The organism is Pseudomonas sp. Xaverov 259 (assembly GCF_019352915.1).
GTDB lineage: Bacteria > Pseudomonadota > Gammaproteobacteria > Pseudomonadales > Pseudomonadaceae > Aquipseudomonas.
The window spans coordinates 104,950-130,986 of record NZ_JAAAFV010000048.1 but is presented as its reverse complement, the minus strand read 5'-3'; the positions used below and the strand labels follow the sequence as shown (position 1 = coordinate 130,986).

General features: G+C 59.8%; 19 protein-coding genes and 1 pseudogene. 13 read left to right on the top strand and 7 right to left on the bottom strand.

Translation table 11 applies throughout. The annotated features are described in order from the left end of the window. The first annotated feature begins 177 nt into the window (after positions 1 to 177). From recC to K0H48_RS21310, 6 genes are all read left to right on the top strand, one after another. Entirely contained in the window at positions 178 to 3,630 is a 3,453-nt protein-coding gene (gene recC / locus K0H48_RS21335) for an exodeoxyribonuclease V subunit gamma (protein ID WP_219269032.1), read from the top strand. Continuing rightward, positions 3,627 to 7,298: an exodeoxyribonuclease V subunit beta gene (recB, locus tag K0H48_RS21330; protein ID WP_219269031.1), complete on the top strand. Its 3,672-nt coding sequence runs from the start codon at positions 3,627 to 3,629 to the stop codon at positions 7,296 to 7,298. The genes recC and recB overlap by 4 nt, the downstream gene beginning before the upstream one ends. Beyond that, positions 7,295 to 9,364, top strand: a complete 2,070-nt coding sequence (gene recD / locus K0H48_RS21325) for an exodeoxyribonuclease V subunit alpha (protein WP_219269030.1) — start codon at positions 7,295 to 7,297, stop codon at positions 9,362 to 9,364. The genes recB and recD overlap by 4 nt, the downstream gene beginning before the upstream one ends. Before the next feature lie 142 nt (positions 9,365 to 9,506). Further along, positions 9,507 to 10,073: a YfiR family protein gene (locus tag K0H48_RS21320; protein ID WP_219269029.1), complete on the top strand. Its 567-nt coding sequence runs from the start codon at positions 9,507 to 9,509 to the stop codon at positions 10,071 to 10,073. Continuing rightward, positions 10,070 to 11,332, top strand: coding sequence for a diguanylate cyclase (locus K0H48_RS21315; RefSeq protein WP_219269028.1), 1,263 nt, complete (start codon positions 10,070 to 10,072; stop codon positions 11,330 to 11,332). Before K0H48_RS21320 ends, K0H48_RS21315 begins: the two co-directional genes overlap by 4 nt. A gap of 4 nt (positions 11,333 to 11,336) precedes the next feature. Then, the gene (locus K0H48_RS21310) at positions 11,337 to 11,828 is read left to right on the top strand and encodes an OmpA family protein (RefSeq protein ID WP_219269027.1); all 492 of its coding nucleotides are present in this window, start codon (positions 11,337 to 11,339) and stop codon (positions 11,826 to 11,828) included. Positions 11,829 to 12,232: 404 nt separating this feature from the next. Here K0H48_RS21310 and K0H48_RS21305 read toward each other — a convergent pair. Continuing rightward, positions 12,233 to 12,397 (bottom strand): annotated as a pseudogene (locus K0H48_RS21305) (DUF3077 domain-containing protein); the annotation flags it as partial. Between the two features lie 170 nt (positions 12,398 to 12,567). Between K0H48_RS21305 and K0H48_RS21300 the strand changes: the two are divergent. From K0H48_RS21300 to K0H48_RS21290, 3 genes are read left to right on the top strand one after another with little or no spacing between them, the layout of a single operon-like run. Next, positions 12,568 to 13,515, top strand: coding sequence for a TauD/TfdA family dioxygenase (locus tag K0H48_RS21300; RefSeq protein ID WP_219269026.1), 948 nt, complete (start codon positions 12,568 to 12,570; stop codon positions 13,513 to 13,515). Positions 13,516 to 13,568: 53 nt separating this feature from the next. After that, a complete protein-coding gene (locus tag K0H48_RS21295) occupies positions 13,569 to 14,417 on the top strand; it encodes an EamA family transporter (RefSeq protein WP_219269025.1) in 849 nt (282 codons plus the stop codon). After that, the gene (locus K0H48_RS21290) at positions 14,417 to 15,364 is read left to right on the top strand and encodes a LysR substrate-binding domain-containing protein (protein ID WP_219269024.1); all 948 of its coding nucleotides are present in this window, start codon (positions 14,417 to 14,419) and stop codon (positions 15,362 to 15,364) included. Before K0H48_RS21295 ends, K0H48_RS21290 begins: the two co-directional genes overlap by 1 nt. A gap of 250 nt (positions 15,365 to 15,614) precedes the next feature. Here K0H48_RS21290 and K0H48_RS21285 read toward each other — a convergent pair whose 3' ends face one another. Together K0H48_RS21285 and K0H48_RS21280 are read right to left on the bottom strand one after the other, a co-directional pair. After that, positions 15,615 to 15,905 carry a DUF3077 domain-containing protein gene (locus K0H48_RS21285; RefSeq protein ID WP_219269023.1) on the bottom strand — a complete coding sequence of 97 codons (291 nt, stop codon included), beginning with the start codon at positions 15,903 to 15,905 and terminating at the stop codon, positions 15,615 to 15,617. 326 nt (positions 15,906 to 16,231) lie between these two features. Continuing rightward, on the bottom strand, positions 16,232 to 17,179 hold the full coding sequence (locus K0H48_RS21280) for a LysR family transcriptional regulator (protein WP_017137973.1): 948 nt from the start codon (positions 17,177 to 17,179) through the stop codon (positions 16,232 to 16,234). A 132-nt stretch (positions 17,180 to 17,311) separates the two neighbouring features. Here K0H48_RS21280 and K0H48_RS21275 point away from each other — a divergent pair, with 132 nt between their 5' ends. Both K0H48_RS21275 and mmsB read left to right on the top strand, forming a co-directional pair. Continuing rightward, entirely contained in the window at positions 17,312 to 18,829 is a 1,518-nt protein-coding gene (locus K0H48_RS21275; protein WP_083356770.1) for a CoA-acylating methylmalonate-semialdehyde dehydrogenase, read from the top strand. A gap of 15 nt (positions 18,830 to 18,844) precedes the next feature. Beyond that, positions 18,845 to 19,732 carry a 3-hydroxyisobutyrate dehydrogenase gene (mmsB, locus tag K0H48_RS21270; protein ID WP_219269022.1) on the top strand — a complete coding sequence of 296 codons (888 nt, stop codon included), beginning with the start codon at positions 18,845 to 18,847 and terminating at the stop codon, positions 19,730 to 19,732. A 48-nt stretch (positions 19,733 to 19,780) separates the two neighbouring features. Here the strand turns inward: mmsB and K0H48_RS21265 are convergent, their stop codons facing one another. After that, positions 19,781 to 21,031, bottom strand: coding sequence for an OprD family porin (locus tag K0H48_RS21265; RefSeq protein WP_219269021.1), 1,251 nt, complete (start codon positions 21,029 to 21,031; stop codon positions 19,781 to 19,783). A 105-nt stretch (positions 21,032 to 21,136) separates the two neighbouring features. After that, positions 21,137 to 21,481: a cupin domain-containing protein gene (locus K0H48_RS21260; protein WP_003230905.1), complete on the bottom strand. Its 345-nt coding sequence runs from the start codon at positions 21,479 to 21,481 to the stop codon at positions 21,137 to 21,139. A 374-nt stretch (positions 21,482 to 21,855) separates the two neighbouring features. Between K0H48_RS21260 and kynB the strand changes: the two genes are divergently transcribed. Beyond that, positions 21,856 to 22,506: an arylformamidase gene (gene kynB, locus K0H48_RS21255; protein WP_219269020.1), complete on the top strand. Its 651-nt coding sequence runs from the start codon at positions 21,856 to 21,858 to the stop codon at positions 22,504 to 22,506. Continuing rightward, positions 22,503 to 23,360, top strand: a complete 858-nt coding sequence (kynA, locus tag K0H48_RS21250) for a tryptophan 2,3-dioxygenase (protein WP_219269019.1) — start codon at positions 22,503 to 22,505, stop codon at positions 23,358 to 23,360. The genes kynB and kynA overlap by 4 nt, the downstream gene beginning before the upstream one ends. A gap of 148 nt (positions 23,361 to 23,508) precedes the next feature. Here the strand turns inward: kynA and K0H48_RS21245 are convergent, their stop codons facing one another. Then, on the bottom strand, positions 23,509 to 24,909 hold the full coding sequence (locus tag K0H48_RS21245; RefSeq protein ID WP_219269018.1) for an amino acid permease: 1,401 nt from the start codon (positions 24,907 to 24,909) through the stop codon (positions 23,509 to 23,511). 72 nt (positions 24,910 to 24,981) lie between these two features. Further along, positions 24,982 to 25,989 carry an anthranilate 1,2-dioxygenase electron transfer component AntC gene (gene antC, locus K0H48_RS21240; protein WP_219269017.1) on the bottom strand — a complete coding sequence of 336 codons (1,008 nt, stop codon included), beginning with the start codon at positions 25,987 to 25,989 and terminating at the stop codon, positions 24,982 to 24,984. Positions 25,990 to 26,037: the final 48 nt, after the last annotated feature.

Below are 26,037 nucleotides of genomic sequence, written 5' to 3'. Positions count from 1 at the left end.
AGGTCATCGTCAAGATTAAATTCCGAAACCCCTGATTGCTAACGCAATCAGGGGTTTTGTTTTGGGCGGTCGAAAAGTGTGGGCACGCAACGTATCAAGCGTTTCCCTCTTGCAGCCTGCAACCGCCTTCAATGCTAAAGTCCATGCCTCGATTTTGCTTTTCCCAAGGAAGCCGTTATGCCGGATGCGACGTCCCTCAGCGCTGGATTCATGGTGGTTCACGGCAACCGCCTGGACGAGCTGCGCAGCCTGGTAGTCAGCTGGATGCGCCGTTATCCGTTGGCTCCTCTGGAAAACGAAATTGCCCTGGTCCAAAGCAACGGCATTGCCCAATGGCTCAAGCTGGCCTTGGCAGAAGATCCGGAAGAAGATGATATGGGCGGCTGTGGCATCGCTGCGGCTATCGATGTGCAACTGCCCGGTAGCTTCATGTGGCAGCTCTATCGCATGGTCCTGGGCAAAGACGAAATCCCGCCCAAGTCCCTGCTCGATAAAGCCCCGCTGACCTGGCGACTGATGCGCCTGCTCCCGGAGCTCATTGACCAACCGCACTTCGAGCCCCTGCAGCGCTTCCTCACCGACGACACCGACCTGCGCAAACGCTATCAACTGGCCGAACGTCTGGCCGACTTGTTCGACCAATACCAGGTCTACCGCGCCGACTGGCTGGAAGATTGGGCTGCCGGCCGCCATCAATTGCGCAGTGGTCGAGGCGACGCAAAGCCCCTGAACCCGGCAAACTGTTGGCAGGCAGAGCTATGGCGCGCACTGCTACTGGATGTAGGCGCAGAGGGCATGGCCGAAAGCCGTGCCGGTGTTCACCAGCGTTTCATCGAGCGGATCAACACCCTCGAAAAAGCCCCGCAAGGCCTGCCGTCCCGAGTTATCGTTTTTGGCATCTCATCCTTGCCCGCCCAAGCGCTGGAAGCACTCGCCGGCCTGGCACGCTTCAGCCAAGTCCTGCTGTGCGTACACAACCCTTGTCGCCACCACTGGTCCGACATCGTCGCCGACAAAGACCTGCTACGTAACGAGTACAAGCGTCAGGCGCGCAAAGCCGGCATGCCAGTCACCATTGACCCGCAAACCCTGCACCAGCATGCGCACCCATTGTTGGCCGCCTGGGGCAAACAGGGCCGTGATTACATTAGCCTGCTGGACAGCTACGACGACCCCAACAGTTACCGCGCCGCCTTCCGTGATGGCCGCATCGACCTGTTCAGCGACAGCCAGCCCACCACATTGCTCAATCAGTTACAGGACGACATCCTCGAGCTGCGCCCACTCAATGAAACACGTGAGCTGTGGCCAGGCGTCGATCTAACACACGACAGCTCCATCCGCTTTCACGTCGCCCACAGCGCCCAACGTGAAGTGGAAATTCTCCACGACCAATTGCTCCAACGCTTCAGTGCAGACCCAACACTGCGTCCTCGGGACATCATCGTCATGGTCCCCGACGTCGACAGTTACGCGCCGCACATCCGCGCGGTCTTCGGCCAACTTGAACGAAACGATCCGCGATTCATCCCGTTCACACTCACTGACCAAGGCCAACGTGGCCGCGATCCGCTGCTGATCGCCGTCGAACACCTGCTCAAACTCCCGGACAGCCGTTTCCCCGTCAGCGAAATCCTCGATCTGCTCGACGTCCCCGCGCTGCGCGAGCGTTTTGCCATCAAGGAGCGCGACCTGCCCACGCTGCACCGCTGGATCGAAGGCGCCGGCATCCGTTGGGGCCTCAACGCCGAACAGCGCGCCGGCCTCGGTTTGCCCCAGGAGCTTGAGCAAAACAGCTGGCGATTCGGCCTGCGTCGCATGCTGCTGGGTTATGCCGTAGGCACTGGAATTGCCTGTGACGGCATCGAACCCTACGATGAAATCGGCGGCCTCGACGCCGCGCTGATCGGCCCACTGGTGGCCTTGCTCGATGCGCTAAACCACGCTCATCAAGCCTTGTCACAACCGGCAAGCCCCCAAGAATGGGGCGAGCGTCTGCAACGCTTGATGCAGCTGTTCTTCCTGCCCAGCAGCGAGCACGACGAGTATCTACTCGGCCAGCTCGAACAGTTGCGAGAAGACTGGCTGGAAACCTGCGAGTCCGTTGGCCTGCAGGACGAATTACCCCTAACCGTAGTCCGCGAAGCCTGGCTCGCCGGCCTCGACCAAGGCCGCCTGTCCCAGCGCTTCCTCGCGGGAGCTGTCAATTTCTGCACCCTGATGCCCATGCGCGCCATCCCGTTCAAGCTGGTCTGCCTGCTCGGTATGAACGACGGCGATTACCCGCGCGCCCAACCGCCGCTGGACTTCGACCTGATGGGCAGCGACTACCGCCCCGGCGACCGTTCACGCCGCGAAGACGACCGCTACCTGCTGCTCGAAGCGCTGCTGTCTGCCCGCGATCAGCTCTATATCAGCTGGGTAGGCCGCAGCATCCGCGACAACAGCGACCGCCCGGCCTCGGTATTGATTGGCCAACTGCGTGACCACCTCGCCAGCGGCTGGCATAACGCAGACACACAAGAACCCCTGCTGGAGGCCATGACCCAGGAGCACCCACTCCAACCCTTCAGCGCCCGCTACTTCCACGAAGGCGACGAGCTGTTCAGCTACGCCCGCGAATGGCAATTGCTCCACCAGGCACCTACGGCCACAGCCACAGAAGACGAACTGGCAGAACACCTTCAGGAAGAACCCCTGAGCCTCGGCCAGTTGCAGGACTTTGTGCGCAACCCCGTCAAACACTTCTTCAGCCAACGTCTGAAAGTGTTCTTCGAGGCCGCCGAAGTCCCGCTGGCCGATGAAGAACCTTTCGTTCTCGATGCCTTGCAACGCTACAGCCTCAGCGACAGCCTGCTCAATGCGGCCTTGGCCCAGCCCGATCACATAGACCAGGCCCTGAATGCCCAAGCCCTGCGCCTGCAAGGCAGTGGCCTGCTGCCCATGGTCGGTTTCGGCGAATGCCTGCGTAGTGAATTGGTCGAGCCATTGCCCGATCTATTGCAACGTTATCAACACTTACTGGCGCTCTGGCCCACGCCACAAACCGCGGCCGAACCGATCAGTTTTGAGCATCAAGGCATTGAGCTGGAAGGTTGGATCAGTGGCCTGCATCGGCGCAGCGATGGCGGATTGTTAAGCGTCACCACCATCCCCAACAGCATCGGCTCGATCAAGACGCGCAAGTGGCATCGCCTGATCCGCCCATGGATCAATCATGTGGTGGCCTGCGCCTGCGGCTTGCCACTCAGTACCGGGCTGGTCGCCAGTGACGACACCTTGCTGCTGGCCCCGCTGGAAAAAACCGTCGCCCAGGAAATACTCGGCAACCTGTTACTGGCCTGGCACACCGGCATGCGCAAACCGCTGCCCGTAGCGGTGAAAACCGCCTTCGCCTGGCTCGGCCTAACCGACCCCGACAAGGCCCAGGCAGCCGCCAGCAAAGCCTATGAAGGCGATGGCCTGACCACCGACGGCGAACGCCGCGAAACCCCGGCGCTCACCCGCCAATTCCCGGATTACGCCACGCTCATCGCCAGCGAAGAATTCGAAGGTTGGGCCGAAACCCTGTATCGGCCCTTGATCAACGCCCCATGGCGATCACTCAGCAGCGAGGAGGCCAGCGCATGATCAGTAAACCTTTGGCCCTGGCCTTCCCACTCCAAGGCAGCCAGTTGATTGAAGCCAGCGCCGGCACCGGCAAGACCTTCACCATATCCGCCCTGTACCTGCGCCTGGTGCTCGGCCACGGTGGTGACGAATCCGGCTTTGGTCGCGAACTGCTACCACCGCAAATCCTGGTGGTGACCTTCACCGACGCCGCCACCAAAGAGCTGCGCGAACGCATCCGCATCCGCCTGGCGGAAGCTGCACGGTTCTTTCGCGACGAAATCGAGCAACCCGACGCCCTGATCGCCGACCTGCGTGACCAATACCTGCCCGAGCAATGGCCCGCCTGCGCCAACCGCCTGGACATCGCCGCCCAATGGATGGACGAAGCTGCGGTTTCGACCATCCACAGTTGGTGCCAGCGCATGCTGCGCGAACACGCATTCGACAGCGGCAGCCTGTTCACCCAGACCCTTGAAACCGACCACAGCGACCTGCTCGGCGAAGTACTGCGCGATTACTGGCGGCTGTTCTGCTACCCAATGCACGACGACGCACTCAACTGGGTGCGCAAAAACTGGAGCGGCCCCGCCGCGCTGATGCCACGCGTGCGCGCGCTGTTCGGCAGCGAACGGCCCACCGACGAGACGCGCGAACCGGCCGAACTGATCAGCGCCTGCTTGCAAGAACGCCGCGAAGCGCTGATAAACATCAAAGCGCCCTGGCAGCAATGGGCCATCGAACTGCGCGATATCTGCCTGCAAGCCGTCGCCGCCAAAGCCGTTGACGGCCGCAAGATGCAAGCGCGCTACTTCGAACCCTGGTTCGAAAAAATCAGCGCCTGGGCCGCTGACGAAACCCTTGAACAACTCGACATCGGCACCGGCTTCACCCGCCTCACGCCCGATGGCATGGCTGAAGCCTGGAAGGGCGAGCCGCCGCGTCACCCCGGTATCGACGCCATGGCCAGCCTCAAAGCCAGCCTCGACGCGCTGCCAACGCCCGACGCCGCCGTGTTGCAACACGCCGCCGGTTGGGTCGGTAAACGCTTCGAAGAAGAAAAACGTCGCCGCGCCGAAATGGGCTTCGACGACATGCTTATTCGTCTCAACGCCGCCCTGCAAACCGACGGCGGCGAGCGCCTGGCCAGTGTGATCCGCGAGCAGTTCCCGGTCGCCTTGATCGACGAATTCCAAGACACAGACCCGGTGCAATACAGCATCTTCGACAGCATCTACCGCATCGAAGAAAACCACCACGACAGTGGCCTGTTCCTGATCGGCGACCCCAAGCAGGCGATCTACGCCTTCCGTGGCGCCGACATCTACACCTACCTGCGCGCCCGACAGTCGACCACCGGCCGCCATCACACTCTGGGCACCAACTTCCGCTCCAGCCATGCGATGGTCGAAGCGGTGAACCATGTGTTCCAGCGTGCCGAAACTGGCCGTGGCGCGTTCCTGTTCCGTGAGCCGAATGGCGACAACCCGGTGCCGTTCCACTCGGTGTTGTCCCAAGGCCGCAAAGAGCAGTTGCAAGTCGATGGTCAGACCCTGCCGGCGATGAACCTCTGGCACTTGCCCACCGACCAGCCGATTTCCAACGCGGTCTATCGCCAACAACTGGCAGCCGCCTGTGCCACACAAATTGTTGAGTTGCTCAATGGTGGGCAGCAAGGCACGGCCGGATTCGTAAAAGATGGCAGCTTTAAAGGCGTACTCCCGTCAGACATCGCCATCCTGGTGCGCGACGGCAAGGAAGCCCAAGCCGTGCGCGCCGAACTGGCCGCCCGTGGTGTACGTAGCGTTTATCTGTCCGACAAGGACTCGGTATTCGCCGCCCAGGAAGCCCACGACCTGCTGGCTTGGCTCAAGGCCTGCGCCGAGCCGGACGTCGAGCGTCCACTGCGCGCCGCCCTGGCCTGCGTCACCCTGAACCTGTCACTGGCGGAACTGGAGCGTCTGAACCAGGACGAACTGGCGTGGGAAACCCGCGTGATGCAGTTCCGTGGTTATCGCGCGATCTGGCGTACCCAAGGCGTGCTGCCGATGCTGCGGCGCCTGCTGCATGATTTCAAGCTGCCGCAAACCCTGATCGCCCGCAGTGACGGCGAGCGCGTATTGACCAACCTGTTGCACCTGAGCGAACTGCTGCAACAGGCCGCGTCAGAGCTGGACGGCGAACAGGCATTGATACGCCACCTGGCCGAACACCTGGCGTTGTCAGGCCAGGCCGGTGAAGAACAGATTCTGCGCCTGGAAAGCGACGAACAATTGGTCAAGGTGGTGACCATCCACAAATCCAAAGGCCTGGAATACGACCTGGTCTTCCTGCCCTTTATCTGCTCGGCCAAGCCGGTGGATGGCAGCCGCTTGCCGCTGCATTACCACGACGAACACGGCAAGTCCCAAGTCAGCCTGCGGCCGACCGCCGAGCTGATTGCCCAAGCCGACGACGAGCGCCTGGCCGAAGACCTGCGGTTGTTCTACGTCGCCCTTACGCGTGCCAAACACGCGTGCTGGTTGGGCATTGCCGACCTCAAACGTGGCAATAACAGCAGCTCTGTCTTGCACCTGTCCGCGCTGGGTTATCTGCTCGGTGCCGGTGCCTCGTTGGGCGAATCCGCCGGTCTGGCGCGCTGGCTGCTGGACTTGCAGGAGGGCTGCGCTGCCATCCACTACACCCACGTGCCCGACGCCCAAGACATTCTGTTCCACCCGCCGCGCAACGAGGCCACCTTGCTGGCACCGCTACTGCCCAAGCGCAAGGCCGCTGAAAACTGGTGGATCGCTTCTTACAGTGCGCTAAGAATTGGCGACAGCATGAGCGCCGCTAATCTAGAAGCACCAGAAAGCCCACAAGCCCAGAAGCTGTTCGACGACGAACGCCTCGACCCCGACGCACCGCGTGAAGTGGCAGCGTCTGGCGGTGACATTCACCGTTTCCCACGTGGCCCTAACCCCGGCACCTTCCTTCATGGCCTGTTGGAATGGGCGGGTGAGGAAGGCTTCAACGTGACGCCCGAGGCCATCGAAAAAGCCGTGGGCGCCCGCTGTAATCGGCGCAATTGGGAAGGCTGGATCGTCACCCTCAGCGGCTGGCTCGGCCATTTGCTGCAAACGCCGCTGCCGGTAGATAACGATCTAGTCGCCCTCAGCAGCCTGCAGCACTACCAGATCGAAATGGAGTTCTGGTTCGCCAGCCACAAAGTCGACGTGCTGGCCCTCGACAAGCTGGTGTGCCAGCACACCCACAACGGCGTGTCCCGCGTGGCTGCCGAACCGGTGCTGCTCAACGGTATGTTCAAAGGTTTTATCGACCTGACGTTCGAACACGACGGCCGTTATTACGTGGCCGACTACAAATCCAACTGGCTTGGCCCTGACGATTCGGCCTACACCCAGGACGCCATGGAGCAGTCGATCCTTGAGCATCGGTACGACCTGCAATACGTACTGTACCTCCTGGCCCTGCACCGCCAACTGAAGGCACGCCTGCCGGATTACGACTACGACCGCCATGTCGGCGGCGCGCTGTACCTGTTCCTGCGTGGCACCCAGGCCACTAGCCAAGGTGCGTATTTCACCCGGCCGCCACGGGAACTGATCGAAGGCTTGGACCTGCTGTTCCAGGGCAAACCCATCCCGCCCAAGGTTGAGCCCGCCTGGGAACAAGGAGTGCTGCTATGAGCCTGTCGCCGTTACCGATTGAGGACTTGCTGCCGCTCAGCCGCGCCGTCGACCTGCTGCAACTGTTGGAGCGCTGGGTTGACCGTGGCTGGCTGCGCGCATTGGACAAAGCCTTCGTCGGCTTCCTCCACGAACTCGACCCACAGGCCGACCCGCTGGTATTGCTGGCCGCCGCATTGACCAGCCACCAACTGGGCCATGGCCACGTCTGCCTGGACCTGTTCGAAACCCTTAAAGCGCCAGACTTTGCCCTGTCATTGCCCCCCGAAGGCGACCTGCAAACGGGCGCCATGCTGCTGCCCTCGCAATTGCTCGACGGCCTTGATGGCGCCCACTGGTGCCACGCGCTGGCCGCCAGCCACCTGGTCGCGCTGGCTGTAGATGGCAGTGAATCGGCCCAAAGCCGCCCGCTGGTGTTGTCCGGCAAACGCCTGTATTTGCGCCGCTACTGGACCTACGAACGACGCATCGACACGGCCTTGCGCCTGCGCCTGGCCACCCAGGAAACCGTCGCCACTGATTTGCCGCAGCGCCTGAACACCTTGTTCGATCAAGCGCCGCCGGACGGCGTGATCGACTGGCAAAAACTCGCCTGCGCCCTGGCCACACGCGGAGCCTTCAGCATCGTTACCGGCGGCCCCGGCACCGGCAAAACCACCACCGTAGTGCGCTTGCTCGCGCTGCTGCAGGCCCCGGCAGTCGCGGCCAACAGCCCATTGCGCATCCGCCTCGCCGCGCCCACCGGCAAAGCCGCCGCACGCCTCACCGAATCCATCAGCCAACAAGTGTTGTCGCTGAATGTGCCGGACAGCGTACGGGACAAAATCCCTACCCAAGTCACCACGGTTCACCGCCTGCTCGGCAGCCGTCCCGGCACGCGACATTTTCGCCATCACATTGGCAACCCGTTGCCATTGGACGTGCTGGTGGTGGACGAAGCCTCGATGATCGACCTGGAAATGATGGCCAACCTGCTGGACGCCTTACCGCCCCACGCACGCCTGGTGCTGCTCGGCGACAAAGACCAACTTGCCTCGGTAGAAGCCGGCGCGGTGCTCGGCGACCTATGCCGTGATGCCGAAGCCGGCTGGTACAGCCCCGACACGCGCCAATGGCTGCAAGCGGTCAGCGGCGAAGACCTCAGCGCCAGCGACCTGCACGAAGACCTCGATGGCAGTCATCCGCTCGCCCAGCAAGTGGTCATGCTGCGCTACTCGCGACGTTTCGGCGAAGGCAGTGGTATCGGCCAATTGGCGCGCTGGGTTAACCAACAAAACGCCGAAGAGGCGCGCAAACTGCTTGCCGCGCGTAGCCACAGCGACCTGTTCTGCCTCAGCCTCAAGGGCGAACACGATCACGCCCTTGAGCGCCTGGTACTGGACGGGCAGGGCGACGATGCCCAGGGTTATCGCTATTACCTGAATTTGCTGCAAAGCGCGCGTCCTGCACTCGACACCCCACGTGAAGACGCCGCCTGGACCCACTGGGCGCAACAGCTGCTGCAAGCCTTCGATGCGTTCCAGCTGCTGTGTGCCGTGCGCAAAGGCCAGTGGGGCGTGGAAGGCTTAAACCAGCGCATCACCGCCGCCTTGCGCAAAGTGCGGCTGATCGAAGGCGATGACCAATGGTACGAAGGCCGCCCAGTGTTGATGACCCGCAACGACTACGGCCTGGGCTTGATGAACGGCGACATCGGCATCGCCCTTAAACTGCCCGAAAGCGACGGTGGCCCACAGGTGCTGCGTGTGGCTTTCCCACGCAACGATGGCCAGGGCGGCGTGCGTTTTGTACTGCCTAGCCGTCTGAATGATGTGGAAACCGTGTACGCCATGACGGTGCACAAATCCCAGGGCTCGGAATTCACCCACACCGCGCTGATCCTGCCGGATGCGCTGAACCCGGTGCTGACCAAAGAGCTGATCTACACCGGCATCACCCGCGCCAAACGCTGGTTCAGTTTGATCGAACCGCGAGGCGGGGTGTTTGAGGAAGCGGTGCGGCGCAAGGTCAAACGCCTGAGTGGGTTGATGCTGGAGTTGGATGCGGCGCCTGATAAAACTGACTGATGGGTCATGAAAAATTTCTGGTTTAGTTGTCTGATTTTTCTGAAAAAATAGCGAGCTTTGATAAACCCCCAATTCGTAGGGTTTTCCGCCGCTGTGCTATCGTTGCGGCATCACCCTGTAAAACACTTGAGAGAATCGCTGCATGAACGTGGCTGTCTCGCCCACAGAGCGCAGTTTGAGCTGGAGACGCATGTTACTGGTGGCGGTGCTATGCCTGCTCGCGCCGCGTGCATTTGCGCAGACGCCCAGCCTGGCGGATCACCGCGCCCAGGCGGTGACTCAAGTGGTACTCGGCATCCTCAGTTATGCCCGTTGGCCGGTGGAGCCTGCACAACTGCGCTTGTGTATCGTCGGCCCCACCCAATACACCGACGACCTGATCAAAGGCACCACCCAGGCCACTGGCCGCCCGGTGGTGGTGAAGCGCCTGCTCGCCGACAACCCCGATATCGTCAGCGCCTGTGACGCGATTTACATCGGCAAACTTTCCGCCGATGAACGCAGCCGCCTGTTCACCTCATTGATCGGCCACCCGGTGCTCAGCATCAGCGAAGGCGGCGACCAATGCACCGTGGGCAGCCTGTTCTGCCTGCGCGTGGGTGATGAGCAAGTGTCGTTCGAAGTCAACCTGGACTCCGTCGCCCGCAGTGGCGTGCGCATCCACCCCAGTGTGTTGCAACTGTCCCGTCGTCGAGCGCCAGCGCCATGAGAACCGCAAAAGCGCGGCCGACCTTGCGTTCGGTCATTGGCCGTGGGCATTTGATCCTGGCACTGGTGGCCGTGACCCTGGCCAGTGTGTCGCTGACCCTGCTGGGCGTGCTGGCGCTGCGGGTGTATGCCGAACACAACCTGCACCTGATCGCGCGCTCTATCAACTACACCGTGGAAGCTGCGGTGGTGTTCGACGACAGTGCCGCCGCCACCGAAGCGCTGAGCCTGATCGCCTCCACCGAAGAAGTGGCCCAGGCCGAAGTCTTCGATGCCAACGGCAAGCTGCTGGCGCAATGGATACGGCCGGAAACCGGCATGCTGTCCAAGGTGGAGCTGGCGGTGGCGCACACCCTGCTTGAACAGCCCATCAGCCAGCCGATCCTGCACCAGGGCAAACCGGTCGGCAGTATTCACTTGGTCGGCCATGGCGGCAGCCTGCTGCGCTTCTTGCTCAGCGGCCTGGCCGGCATCCTCATCTGCACCGCCCTCAGCGCCTGGGTCGCGTTGTACCTGGCGCGGCGCCTGTTGCAAGGCATCACCCAACCGCTGCAAAGCCTCGCCGCCGTGGCCCACGCCGCCCGCAGCGAGCGCGATTTCGACCGGCGCGTGCCGCCGGCGCAGATCGCCGAACTCGACAGCCTCGGCAGCGACTTCAACGCCCTGCTCGGCGAGATGGAAGCCTGGCAAAGCCACCTGCAAAGTGAAAATGAAACCCTCGCGCACCAGGCCAGCCACGATAGCCTCACGGGCTTGCCCAATCGCGCGTTTTTCGAGGGCCGCATGATCCGCGCCCTGCGCAGCGCCGCCAAGGTCAATGAGAAAGTGGCGGTGCTGTTCCTCGACAGCGACCGCTTCAAAGACATCAACGACAACTTCGGCCACGCCGCCGGCGATGCCGTGCTGGTCGCCGTCGCCGAGCGTGTGCGTGCGCAACTGCGTGAGGATGACCTGGTGGCACGCCTGGGCGGCGATGAATTCGCGATCCTGCTGGCGCCGCTGCACAAGGCCGAGGATGCCCAGCGCATCGCCGACAAGATCATTGCCAGCATGGACAAGCCGATCCCATTGCCCGGCAACGAACAGGTGTTGACCTCCCTCAGTATCGGCATTGCCATTTACCCCGATCATGGCGCCACTCCCGGCACCTTGCTCAATGCCGCCGACGCGGCCATGTACCAAGCCAAGCGGCTGTCCCAAGGCAGCCAGCAAACGGCGGAGGCGGAGCCTACCGCTGCCAATGTTCAACACAGGAGTTGATCCCTTGTTCTCTAAAACGCGTGTTCTGTTTATCACTTTGCTGGTGGCCTTCCTGGCCCTCGGCGGCTGCCAGACGCCCCCACCCAAAGGCCTGAGTCCGGCGCAAATCGCCGTGCTTAAACAACAAGGCTTTGAACTGACAGACGAAGGCTGGGCGTTCGGCCTGTCCGGCAAAGTGCTGTTCGGCAGCGATGTGGAAAGCCTCAACAAAGCCAGCACCGACATCGTCGAACGCATCGGCAAAGCCCTGGTGGGCGCCGGCATCGAGCGCGTGCGCGTCGACGGCCACACCGATGCCTCCGGCAAAGAAACCTACAACCAGCAACTGTCCCTGCGCCGCGCCAAAAGCGTGGGCAAGGTGCTGACCGGCGTGGGCATGAAAGAAGAAAACATCCAACTACGCGGCCTGGGCAGCAGCGAGCCGGTGGCGTCAAACACCACCGTGGCAGGCCGCACCGAGAACCGGCGCGTGTCGATCGTCGTGATCGCCGACTAAGCACCCACCTCAAAAGCGGACGCAGAGCGTCCAAGGCGGCATTCCCACGCAGAGCGTGGGAACGATCGATTGAGATCATTCAGCCAACGGGTCATTGACTGGCCCACCGCTTCACCGATCGTTCCCACGCTCCGCGTGGGAATGCATCCTGTGACGCTCCGCGTCACGACTTCAAGAGCAGACGCAGAGCGTCCATGGCGGCATTCCCACGCAGAGCGTGGGAACGATCGATTGAGGTCATTCAGACAATGGGTCATTGACTGGCCCACCGCTTCACCGATCGTTCCCACGCTCCGCGTGGGAATGCATCCTGTGACGCTCCGCGTCACGACTTCAAGAGCAGACGCAGAGCGTCCAGGGCGGCATTCCCACGCAGAGCGTGGGAACGATCTGCGATCTAGCCTTTAGCTCGTAGGCGTCATCGCTTGCGTCAGGTCATCCACCACGGCTTTGCCCATCTCACACAGGTAGTGTGCGGCCCAGGCGTATTGTTCGCCGCGTACATCCATGGCGGCTTCCATAGCGAGTTTCTTGGAGTAAAACAGCAAGGTGGAGGCGTGTTCAAGGCTTCGCTGAGGCTGATGCGCCATAGCCGAATTCCAGCAATAAACGTCCAGTGTTTTTATCTGTAGGAACGGTCTGCCATGACGAATTTTGATGGCTGGGCTGATGAGGTTTCGCTTTTTAGAAAGTGCTGAGTTTAGTTAAATATCCGCTCTAACTACCGTAAAGGATTGCGATGAACATAAACGTCAGTAATTTTCGCCAAGAGGTTTCTAAGGTCAGGCTTTCAAAAAAAGCTTTTGAGGAACTATTAAGTGCAAAAAAAATTATCGAATCCGAAATTCAGGATAGTCGATTTGATGCGAAGCCTGCCTATATAAACCCACTGCTATTGCCCGTTCTTAGCGAGGAACTACATAGAATACGAAACATGATTGATCACGAGAGTCATGTCTTGATCCTCGATGGCTTTAAGGTCGAAGAGCTTGCAAGCTTCAAATCGCTGGTGTGGACATTCGGTTCTTTACTAGGTAAGCCAATGGTGCAGAACCATCTCGGTCACAAGGTGATTGAGGTTTATGACCGAGGTGGTAAGAGCATTGAGGAAGGTGCGAGATACCATCAAACCCGTCAAGGTGCCTACGTACACAATGATGGGGTGAGCGACCCACTGCCTATCGATTACTTAATCTTAGCTTGCGGACAGAAAGCGCTTTTAGGCGGGGAGAGTATTCTCATTGATGCAAGCTCTGTTTATGCGGAACTGATGGCGTTCCCGGAAATACTGGAAGAACTCAAATGTGACTTCTTTTTTGAGAATCGCGGCATGTCAGATGAAGAGCAGTTGTTTAAAGCTCCCATCCTGAGTTTTTCAAGTGAAGGTGTTCCACTGATTAGATACTTTCGAGTCTACATAGAGTCGGCTCATTTGAAGGCAGGAGTGCCGTTAACAGTGGCTCAATCCCAAGCGCTGGACTTTCTAGATACCGTTCTCGATCAATCATCGGTTCAGCATCGAGTACTGCTGGAGCCAGGACAGGTACTTATTTCGGCCGATAACAAGTTTCTTCATACCCGGACACACTTCATTGATATGAGCGCTCCACGTTCCGAAATCAATGATGCTGAGCCTTTGAGCGATCTGAATCGCTATATGCTACGGATGTGGTTACGCAAACAATGATGCCCCGATGTTCATAACGTAAGTCCTCAAATATCCGCCATAAGCCGAGCCCCATGGACAACTCCGATATCGCGATCACGCTGGTCTTGATCTCTGCCTTCATGCACGCCACCTGGAACGCAGTAGTCCGCGCCGGTAACAGTCGCTTCATGACCTTGGCCATGGTTGATGGTACCGCGCTAGTGATATGCCTGCTGGCCTTGCCATTTGTCAGTGTGCCGAGCCTGGAGGTTGGGAGCTATATCCTCGTCTCCGTGATGCTCAATACGGTCTATAGGCTATTTCTGATCAAGGCGTATGAAACGGGTGACTTTGGCCAGGTTTATCCCGTGATGCGTGGGGTACCGCCCGTATTGGTCGCGCTGTTTTCCTACTTTCTGCTGCATGAGCAGTTGTCACTCCAGGCTTTGACCGGAGTGTTGCTGATTTGTGTGGGGATTATCAGCCTGACCTTTGTGCGCAGGATGACGGCGCAGATGTTCAAACCGATCCTGATGGCGGTGTGCGCCGGTGTGTTTATTGCGTCTTACACGGTGGTGGATGCCAAAGGTGTAAGAGCGAGTGAGACGGTAATGCAGTACATCATCTACCTGACAGTGTTCCAGAGTATTCCGATCCCTGTGCTGGCGTATTCCAAAGAGCGTTCAGCCTTGGCTCAAGCAATACGTGGGCATTGGCGAGTAGGCCTGTTAGGCGGTGTTTTTTACCTGGCGTCTTACGGATTGGTGTTGTTTGCGTTATCGCTGGATGCGGTCGCCAAGGTCTCAGCGCTGCGGGAAACCAGTGTTATTATCGGCGCCATTATTGCCGCGCTGTTCTTTCATGAACGGTTCGGTTGGCGACGGATGCTGTCGGCATTCGTCATTGTTTGCGGGATCATCTTGATCAAAGTGAGCACCTGATGGCCCAGCGTCCGCCTCCCACACCCATGCTTCAAGCGTTCGTCAGCGCAGCGCAAACGGGTAGTTTTGCGCGTGCTGCCTCTGAGCTCAACCTCACCGCCAGTGCCATCAGTCATCAAATTGCGGGCCTTGAGGAGTGGTGGGGCGTGCAGTTGTTTGAGCGACACTCGCGCGGTGTCAAGCTGACGGCAGCGGGGCAGGCCTTATTGCCGGTAACCGACGGATTTTTCAAGGCGCTGGACGGGGTGCTGCATTCACTCAACCCCGGTAAATCCCAGCCGTTGTACCTCTCATGCACGTCTTCCCTCTGTTCGACGTGGCTGATTCCCAGAATGCACGGTTCTCACACTGAGGCCTCGTTCAACATTGACCTGGTGTTGACCAGCGCTGACATGAGCGGCGCCAGCCTGGAGGCTCATCAATACGATGTTGCGGTGGTGATGGGGTACGGTGACTACCCGGATCATCATGTTGAACTGCTGATGCGCGACGCGGTGTTCCCCGTTTGTTCGTCGGAGTTTCTGCGGTTGAAGGGTGATATTGCACTGGAAGATGTCGCCCGGTACCCGCTGATCCATCGGGTGGACGATCAGGTGTGTCCGGGGTGGGAAAGCTGGTTTGCATTTCAGGGTCTGGCGGCGCCGCCTTATCACCATGGGCCGCGATTTCCGGATTCGAGCCAGGCGATCAGTCTGGCGGTGAAGGGCACAGGGATTGCGCTGGGCAGAACTGCGTTGGTGTACGACCAATTGGAAGGCGGCACATTGGTTGCGCTGAATAGCCCAGTGATGATGTCGCCAGCGGCCTACTACATCATCTGCCGAAACGGACGACAGTCGGAGCCCGATATCGCTCGGTTAATTGCTTGGCTCAAGAGCACCGCGGGTGAGTTTTTGCGGGAAGTGCGGGCTCGGCATCCGCAAATAGCTGGGGCTGGTGCGATTTAACTATGAGAACGATCTAATCCAGGCAATTCAGCCAGGGATTTATTGACTGACCCACTGCCATCGCAGGCAAGCCAGCTCCCACACTTATTTGTGCCAGACCTGAATGCTGTGCCCGCCGTAGTTCAAGTGTGGGAGCGGGCTTGCCCGCGATGGCGGTGGTTCAGACAATGATTTACTCACTGACCCACCGCTTTCGCGAGCAAGCCCGCTCCCACATTTTGTTTTGCGGTGTGCTTGCTGGCGTGTTCGCTTAGCTGCTCGGCGTCATCGCTTGCGTCAGGTCATCCACCACGGCTTTGCCCATCTCACACAGGTAGTGCGCGGCCCAGGCGTATTGCTCGCCGCGTACATCCATGGCGGCTTCCATGGCGAGTTTCTTGGAATAAAACAGCAGGGTGGAGGCGTGTTCAAGGGCTTGCTCGATGGGCATGCCGGCATTCACGCGGAACAGCGGTTTTTGGTTTTCGCCGTAGTCGCCGAAGGTGACGACGCCGAGGGTGGTGATGGAGGACAGCGGTGGATCGGGGACGATTTTTGACATGATGTTTCCCAAATTTGCAGTAGGGGTCACCACGGCATGTCGCTAAACATGAAGAGGTGGCAGCTGTACACGGGTTAGCGAACCGGTAAATTTGGGAACCCGGCAGACCCGAAGGTCTCCCGCGTACAGCCGCCATAAAACGGTAAAGTCAGGCAAGAAGCCTGGCAATACTTTGGCATCACATCCCAACTATTCCGAGTCGCTAAACCCGATCGCTGATGAGCAGCGAAGTCAGGAGGCTAGTGACCCAAACGGTAAGGCGCAATAGGGTAGAGAGTCTCTAGGAAACGTCCTGCAAATTAAAGCGAATCGTCGCTGATGGCCTTTTAATCCGCGAACCTCATCTCCCGCGTTTCCCCCATCAACAACCCCGCGTTCTGCTCCGTCACTTCCCTGATGTAATCCCACAGCAACGTAATCCGCTTCAACTTCCTCAAATCCTCCCGGCAATACATCCAGAACTGCCGCGTTATCGCAATCTGCTCGCCCAGCACCGGCAGCAACCGTGGATCCTGCGCCGCCAGAAAGCACGGCAATATCGCCATCGACCGGCCCTGCTGCGCCGCCACGTACTGCGCGATCACGCTGGTACTGCGCAAACTCGCGCTGGCGCCGGGTACTACATTGGCCAGGTACAACAGCTCCGAGCTGAACGCCAGATCATCCACATAACTGATAAACGGATGCTCGGCCAAATCCGCCGGTTTGCGGATCGGTGGGTGTTGGTCGAGGTAGTCCTGGGTCGCGTACAACTGCAGTTTGTAGTCGCACAGTTTGCAGCACACATACGGCCCGTGTTCCGGGCGCTCCAGGGCGATCACTATGTCGGCTTCGCGCTTGGACAGGCTGATGAAGTGGGGCAGGGGCAGGATATCCACGGAAATGGCCGGATACGTATCGACGAAATGGCTCAACTGCGGGGTGACAAAAAAGCTGCCGAAACCTTCGGTGCAGCCCATGCGCACATGGCCGGACAGCGCCACGCCGGAGCCGGACACCTGCTCGCAGGCCATGTGCAGCGTGCTTTCAATGGACTCCGCATACCCCAGCAAACGCTGGCCTTCGGTGGTGAGTACGAAGCCGTTGGTCCGGGATTTTTCGAATAACAATGTGCCGAGCGACACTTCCAACGAGCTGATACGCCGCGACACGGTGGTGTAGTCCACCGCCAGGCGCTTGGCGGCGACGCTGGCCTTGCGGGTGCGGGCCACTTCGAGGAAAAACTTCAGGTCATCCCAGTTCAGGGAGCCCAATGACGTGATGTTTTTTTGCATATTGGACCGGCTTTTATGTGCGTTCTTATTAGAGATTTGCACATCTATACTCCAAAAACAGTCCGAACGCCTCATTCTTCAAGGCGATTCAACGCCTTGGTTCTCTGCACAAATATAAGATTTGGAGACCACATGAACGCTTCTGCCGATATTTCCGTGCAACAGGTCAAGTTGCTGATCAACGGTGAATGGGTCGAGTCCAAGACCACCCACTGGCAAGACATCGTCAACCCGGCCACCCAACAAGTGCTGGCCAAAGTCCCTTTCGCCACCGCCGATGAAGTCAACGCCGCCATCGACGCCGCGCATCAAGCTTTTCAAACCTGGAAGCTCACGCCGATCGGCGCACGCATGCGCATCATGCTCAAGCTGCAAGCCTTGATCCGCGAGCATTCCAAGCGCATCGCCGTAGTCCTGAGCGCCGAGCAGGGTAAGACCATTGCCGACGCCGAAGGCGATATTTTTCGTGGCCTGGAAGTGGTTGAACACGCGTGCTCCATCGGCACCTTGCAGATGGGCGAGTTCGCTGAAAACGTCGCCGGTGGCGTCGACACCTACACCCTGCGCCAGCCCATCGGCGTGTGCGCAGGCATCACTCCGTTCAACTTCCCTGCGATGATTCCACTGTGGATGTTCCCGATGGCGATTGCCTGCGGTAACACCTTCGTGCTCAAGCCATCCGAGCAAGACCCGCTGTCGACTATGTTGCTGGTAGAGCTGGCGTTGGAAGCCGGTGTGCCGGCCGGCGTGCTCAACGTGGTTCACGGTGGCAAGGATGTGGTGGATGCGCTGTGTACCCATAAAGATATCAAGGCGGTTTCTTTCGTCGGTTCGACTGCCGTCGGCACTCACGTGTACGACCTGGCCGGCAAACACGGCAAGCGTGTGCAGTCGATGATGGGCGCCAAGAACCACGCCGTGGTGCTGCCGGATGCTAACCGCGAACACACGCTGAATGCCCTGGTCGGTGCTGGTTTCGGCGCGGCGGGCCAGCGTTGCATGGCCACCTCGGTGGTGGTGCTGGTGGGCGCGGCCAAGCAGTGGCTGCCGGACCTGAAAGCGCTGGCGCAAAAACTCAAGGTCAATGCCGGCAGCGAAGCCGGTACGGATGTCGGCCCGGTGATCTCCAAACGCGCCAAAGCCCGCATCCTGGAACTGATCGAAAGCGGCGTGAAAGAAGGCGCCAAGCTGGAGCTGGATGGCCGCGACATCAAGGTGCCAGGCTTCGAACAAGGCAACTTTGTCGGCCCGACCCTGTTCTCGGGCGTGACCACTGATATGCAGATCTACACCCAGGAAATCTTCGGCCCGGTGCTGGTGGTGCTGGAAGTTGCCACGCTGGATGAGGCCATTGCTCTGGTCAACGCCAACCCGTTCGGCAACGGCACTGGCCTGTTTACCCAAAGTGGTGCGGCGGCGCGTAAGTTCCAGAGCGAAATCGATGTAGGCCAGGTCGGCATTAATATCCCGATTCCGGTGCCGGTTCCGTTCTTCAGCTTTACCGGTTCCCGTGGTTCCAAGCTCGGCGACCTCGGCCCGTATGGCAAGCAAGTGGTGCAGTTCTACACCCAGACCAAAACCGTCACCAGCCGCTGGTTCGACGACGACACGGTCAACGATGGCGTCAACACCACCATCAACCTGCGCTGATTTGGGGAGACGATCATGAAGATTGCATTTATCGGCTTGGGCAACATGGGCGCGCCCATGGCCCGCAACCTGCTTTTGGCTGGCAATAAGCTGAATGTGTTCGACGTAAATCCAGGCGTGTTCAAGGAGTTCGCAGAACTGGGCGCCACCGTCGCAGGCTCACCGCGTGAAGCGGCACAAGGCGCGGAGCTGGTGATTACCATGCTGCCCGCCGCCGCCCATGTGCGCAGCGTTTGGCTGAACGAAGACGGTGTGCTCGCCGGGATGGGTGAAGGCGTGCCGGCCGTGGATTGCAGCACCATCGACCCGCAAACCATCCGCGAGGTTGCCGCTACGGCGGCCAAGCAAGGTGTGGTGATAGCTGATGCTCCAGTCTCTGGCGGCACCGGCGGTGCTAGCGCAGGGACCCTGACCTTCATGGTCGGCGCCACCCCGGAACTGTTCGCCACCCTGCAACCGGTGCTGGCACAGATGGGCCGCAATATCGTGCATTGCGGCGACGTCGGCACCGGCCAGATCGCCAAGATCTGCAACAACCTGTTGCTCGGCATCAGCATGGTCGGCGTCAGCGAGGCCATGGCCCTGGGCGATGCGCTGGGCATCGACACGCAAGTGCTGGCCGGCATCATCAACAGCTCCACCGGGCGTTGCTGGAGTTCGGACACCTACAACCCGTGGCCGGGGGTGATTGAAACCGCGCCGTCGTCCCGTGGGTATTCCGGTGGTTTCGGCGCCGACCTAATGCTCAAGGACTTGGGGTTGGCCACCGAAGCCGCGCGCCAGGCCAAGCAACCGGTGATCCTCGGCGCCGTGGCCCAGCAGTTGTATCAATCGATGAGTCAGCGTGGGGAAGGCGGTAAAGACTTCTCGGCCATCATCAACAGCTATCGCAAACCCAAGTAGGTGCGTTTCCGAGAACCCGCGTCGGGCGGGCTCTCGGGTTTTTGCCGGTTACCACAGTGGCCTTTCGTAGCTGACGATCAAGCGTGTTTCGTCTATATCGCTTTCAAAGTTGGAGCGCATCATTGCGTTGCGTAAGCGGACTTTGACGTTTTTCAGGGTCGGGTTCTGGAAGGCATAGCTCACATCGATATCCCGTTCCCACTCACGCCCGTCCGAACGGCCCGGTCCTCGGTCGACGTTGCTGCCCGATGCATAGCGCGTGAACATGGAAAGGCCGGGAACGCCCAGCGCGGTGAAGTCGTAGTCGTAGCGCACTTGCCAGGATTTTTCATCCTTATTGGCGAAGTCGCTGTACTGCAGAAAATTCACCAGTGTGGGATAACTTCCTCTGACAGCGGCGTAGCCTGTGTTGCCTGACATGGTTTGATAGGCCCCACCCAATTTATGCGCCCCCCATGCGTAGGTCAGCATCGCGCCCGCTGCGGTGTTGTCGATGTTGGTTTGGCCGTTATCGAGAGAGCGTGTGTAACGCAATTCACTTTTCAGGCTTTGGTTCTCGGCTACCGGATAGGTATGTTGAAGGCTGCCCGCGTGCTGGGTGTAGAGGTTATCCAGCGTGCTGTAGTAGTAGCTGGCGGTGAGTTGTTTGTTGAAGGCGTAACTGCCGCCTGCAAAGTCGAATGCATTCGATTGATTCTTCCCACGCACCACGATATTCCTGCGTGCGCCGGTGGCGACCGCCAACGCTTCATAGTGGGTTGAGTCGACCTGGTTGACGTGGGTAATTCTGCCCACGTCCAGTGTCAGGTCTTTGAGTTCCTGGGAGCGCAGGTGCGCGCCCTTGAAAAGCTGCGGCTGCAAGCGGCCGACGTTTTTTTCCAGTATCGGTAGCGTCGGCGGGGCCAGCGCACCGATTTTCAGCGTCGTTTGGGAAGCCCTGAATTTTGCCGTAAAAGCGGCTTCGCCATAGCTGTCTTCGGCTTTGCCGGATTGGCGTACCGGCAATAAGCCGGAGCGGGTTCGGTCTGCACTTGAATCAAGCTTGAAGCCCGCCATGGCGAGGACATCAACGCCAACACCCACGGTGCCTTCGGTATACCCGGACTCAATTTGCAACGCGAAACCTTGTGCCCATTCTTCGCGCTTGGACTGCGTGGCATTGGGCTCACGGTAGTCACGGTTGAAGTAAAAGTTCTTCAGCTCAAGCTTGCCGGTGCTGTCACTAATGAAATCAGCGAGGGCAGAGGGTGCGAGAAAAACACAGATGTTTAACACACATACTTTGGTCAGGACGTTCAATTAGGCAGCCTGCGTGAGGGGGAGGACTCATCGCAGGGTGCTTTAAAGGGGCCGGACTCACGCTAGGGAAAAACTGAAGCAGGCCAAGGATTTATCTGATGCTGCTTATGCAAACACGAAATACTTGCGCACGGTTTCGACCACTTCCCACGTGCCCTTCATGCCTGGCTCTACCACAAAGATATCCCCAGCCCGCAGGTGAATCGGCTCCATGCCTTCGGGTGTGATCACGCAGTAGCCTTCCTGGAAATGGCAGTATTCCCACTTCACGTATTCCACGTACCACTTGCCGGGTGTGCAGATCCAGGTGCCCATGATCTTGCTGCCGTCTTCGCTGGTGTAGGCGTTGAGGTTGACGGTGTGTGGGTCGCCTTCGAGCTTTTCCCACTTGCAGGCATCCAGGACAGGTAGCGGGTGGGTGTCGCGCAGTACGGTGATGGGCTTGGACATGATGGCTCCGAGGCAGGGAATGGAAGGGTCCACCCTAAGGCCTTGGGCGTTGGGCCAGTGGTCTGAACTCGACATCGGGATGCCCAGAAGCGCAGGTGCACGATGATTCACCATGCACTACCAACCCCTGTGGGAGCCGGGCTTGCCCGCGATGACGGCGCTACAGCTTGCATCTCCGTCGCCTGACACTCCGCTATCGCGGGCAAGCCCGGCTCCCACAGAAAATGGAGGAACTCTTGAGTGATAGGTTTGTGCGGTAAACCGCTGTTTCCTCGCAGTAACTGCGAAAAAATTCCCACCCTGCGCAGGAATTCGCAAGAAAATGCACGGCCGGCCCTCGTATCATTCACCCAAGAACGAGTGAGAGCCTTGCAATGAACCCAATAAAAACGTGGTGGGATATCAGCCCGCCCTTGAGCACGGCGACCCCGACCTGGCCGGGCGATACGCCGTTCCAGGAAGAGCGCGTATGGCAGTTCGGCCCGCAGTGCCCGGTGAATGTGGGGCGCGTGACGTTTTCGCCGCACACCGGCGCCCATGTGGACGCGCCGCTGCATTACAGCGCCGACGGCGCGCCGATCGGCGAGGTGTCGCTGGATGTGTACATGGGCCCGTGCCGGGTGTTGCATTGCCTGCGCAGCGGCGCGTTGGTGCAGCCGCATCAATTGCAAGGGCGTGTGGATAACTTGCCTGAGCGCGTGCTGCTACGCACTTATGCACAGGCGCCGCTGACCGAGTGGGATTCGAATTTCACCGCCATCGCCCCGCAAACCATTGAGCTGCTCGCCAGCCTGGGCGTGCGCTTGATCGGTATCGACACGCCGTCGCTGGACCCGCAACAGTCCAAGACCATGGATTCGCACAACGCCGTGGCCCGCCATGGCATGGCGATTCTCGAAGGCATCGTGCTCGATGACGTACCGGAGGGCGACTATGAGTTGATCGCACTGCCGCTGCGCTTTGCCAACCTGGACGCCAGCCCCGTCCGTGCCATTCTCCGCCCGCTCAAGGAGCCCACGCGATGAGCCAGTGTCCCTTTTCACCTGATTACCAGCCGCCGGAAGAATGGCATAACGCCGAACTGAATTTTTCCGAGTCCATGAGCTACGGCGACTACCTGGACCTGGGCAAAGTCCTCAGCGCCCAGCACCCGTTGTCGCCGGACCACAACGAAATGCTCTTTATCATCCAGCACCAGACCTCGGAGCTGTGGATGAAACTGATGCTCCACGAACTCAAGGCCGCCCGCGAGCACGTGCGCCTGGGCGAGTTGCCGCCGGCCTTCAAGATGCTGGCGCGGGTGTCGCGGATCTTCGACCAACTGGTGCATGCCTGGGCGGTGCTGGCGACCATGACGCCGTCGGAATACAAGGCGATTCGCCCGTTCCTGGGGCAGTCCTCGGGTTTCCAGTCGTTCCAGTACCGCGAGATCGAATTTATCCTCGGGAATAAAAGCGCAGCGCTGTTGCGCCCGCATGCGCATCGCCCAGAGTTGTTGAACCAGTTGAAAGTGGCGATTGCTACGCCGTCGCTGTACGACGAGGCGATCAACCTGATGGTTAAAGCAGGTTTGGCGATTGACCCCAAGCGCGCCGAACGCGACCCGACGGCGGCCACGGTTCACGATGAGTCTGTGGAGGCGGCGTGGCGCGAGGTGTATCGCGACCCGAGCCGGTATTGGGATTTGTATCAGTTGGCCGAGAAGTTCATCGATCTGGAAGACTCATTCCGCCAGTGGCGCTTTCGGCATGTGACCACGGTGGAGCGCATCATCGGCTTCCAGCCCGGTACCGGTGGTACCGAGGGCGTGGGTTATTTGCGCAAAATGCTCGACACGGTGTTGTTCCCCGAACTGTGGCGAGTGCGTTCCACGCTCTAAACAAAAAGCCCCGGTAATCCCGGGGCTGATCGTTCCCACGCTCTGCGTGGGAATGCCGCTTTGGACGCTCTGCGTCCGCTTCTGAAGTCGTGACGCGGAGCGTCACAGGATGCATTCCCACGCGGAGCGTGGGAACGATCATCAGGGGTTACTGCGCCACGGCTACTTTCGCGTTTCTGATCCGCAACCGATAAGCAATGTAGATAATCCCCACCCAAACCGGCATCGCATACACCGACTCGCGAATGCCTGGAATCGCCAGCATCACGCTGATGATCATCACCATGAACGCCAGGCACAGGTAGTTGCTGAACGGGAACCAGAAGGTCTTGAACGACGGCGTCACGCCTTGCTCGCCCATGGCCTTGCGGAACTTGATGTGGGTGAGGCTGATCAGTGCCCAGTTGATCATCAGCGAGGCAACGACCAGCGCAAACAGCAGTTCCAGCGCACTGTGCGGCGCGACGTAGTTGACCACCACGCACAGCATCGTCACCAGGGCCGAAATGGCCAGGGCGCGGATTGGCACGCCTTGCTTGTTGAGCTTCATCAGCGCCTTGGGCGCATCGCCTTGCTCGGCCAGGCCGAACAGCATGCGGCTGTTGCAGTACACGCCGCTGTTGTACACCGACAGCGCCGCGGTCAGCACCACGAAGTTGAGGATGTGCGCAGCGGTGTCGTTACCGATCAGCGAGAAGATCTGCACAAACGGGCTGCCGCTGTAGGCATCGCCCGACGCGCCGAGGGTTTGCAGCAGCTGATCCCACGGGTACAGCGACAGCAGCACGGTCAGTGCGCCGACGTAGAAAATCAGGATGCGGTACACCACCTGGTTGATCGCCTTGGGGATCACTTTGCGCGGCTCGCTGGCCTCGGCGGCGGTAATGCCCACCAGCTCCAGGCCGCCGAACGAGAACATGATGAAGGCCATCGACATCAGCAGCCCCATGCCGCCATTGGGGAAGAACCCGCCGTGGCTCCACAGGTTGCTCACCGAGGCTTGCGGGCCGCCGGTGCCGCTGAACAGCAGGTAACAGCCGAGCACGATCATGCCGACAATCGCCACCACCTTGATGATCGCGAACCAGAACTCGGCTTCACCGAAGAACTTCACGTTGAGGGTGTTGATCAGGTTGACCGCGACAAAGAACACCAGCGCGCTGACCCAGGTTGGGATTTCGGGCCACCAGAACTGGATGTATTTGCCCACGGCCGTCAGTTCGGCCATGCCCACCAGCACGTAAAGTACCCAGTAGTTCCAGCCGGCCAGGAAGCCGGCGTAGCCGCCCCAGTATTTGTGTGCGAAGTGGCTGAAGGAGCCGGCCACCGGTTCTTCGACGATCATCTCGCCAAGCTGGCGCATGATCAGGAACGCGATAAAGCCGGCGATCGCGTAACCCAGGATCATCGACGGCCCCGCCGATTTGAGCACCCCGGCCGAGCCGAGGAACAACCCTGTGCCAATCGCCCCTCCCAAGGCGATCAGCTGAATGTGCCGGTTCTTCAGGCCACGCTTGAGGCCCACCGGGTTAACCATGTCATCCGCCATTAACATTCCCTTCTACTTGTTTTTCTTGAGGGTGAGTGCACGCCGCATCAACCCCTCAGAACTGCTGAGGGGTCAGATATTACTCTGCGTAAACTTTTCGTAATACAGCTGAACGCCATCAAGTGCCTGATCCGCCAGCCATTGCTGGACCGATTCGACCATTGGAGGGGGCCCGCACACGTACATATCCGCCGAACCGTCCCGCAATTCGGCCAGGTCGAAATGCTCGGTGAGGTAACCGCGTTTGCCGGGCCATTCGGGTGACGCGGCGCTGAGCACTTCGGTGTAGCGCAAACCGGGGATTTTCGCTGCATAGGCTTGGATGCGTGTTGCTTCACACAAGTCCTCGGCCCCACGCACGCCGTAATACAAGTGCACCGGCTGGTTGCAGCCGTTGGCCGCCAGCTCATCGAGCATGCCCAGCAAGGCCGACAGGCCAGTGCCGCCGGCCACCAGTATCAGCGCCCGGGTGACATGCCTGAGGTAAAAGGCACCCAATGGCGCCTCCATCAGCACGTCATCACCCACCTGGCAGCGCTCGCGCAGGTAGTTGCTCATGACGCCATCGGGCAACAGTCGCACCAGAAACTGCAGTTGATGACCCGGCCGGTTGGCGAAGGAGTATGAACGCCAACTGTCGGTGCCAGGCACCGCCAGGCGCGCATATTGACCGGGCAGGAAGTCCAGCGGGTTGTCCAGGGTCACTTGCAAAATCGCCGTGCTGGCCGACACCTGCTGCACTTCGCTGACCCTGCCGCGCACCTGCACCGGCCCCGGCGCATTGCACAGGCTCGAATCAAAATCGAAGTAGAACGTAGCGTCGGACTGCACGCGGGTCTGGCAACTGAGCATCTTGCGTTGCTTGAGGTCGAGGCTGGAGAGGGCTTCGTCGTCGACATAATCCTGGGTGTAATCACCGGACTCGCAACGACCCTGGCAGGTGCCGCACACGCCTTCACGGCAATCGAGCGGGATCTTGATGCCGTTGCGCAATGCCGCATCCAGCAGCATTTCATTCGCGCCTACCGGGAAAAACAGGGTCTTGCCGTCGGCAAAACTGAAGGCCACTTTGTGATTCATCCGCATAACTCCGCGTATCTGATTTTTGTGCCTGCCCCGTGAGCTTTT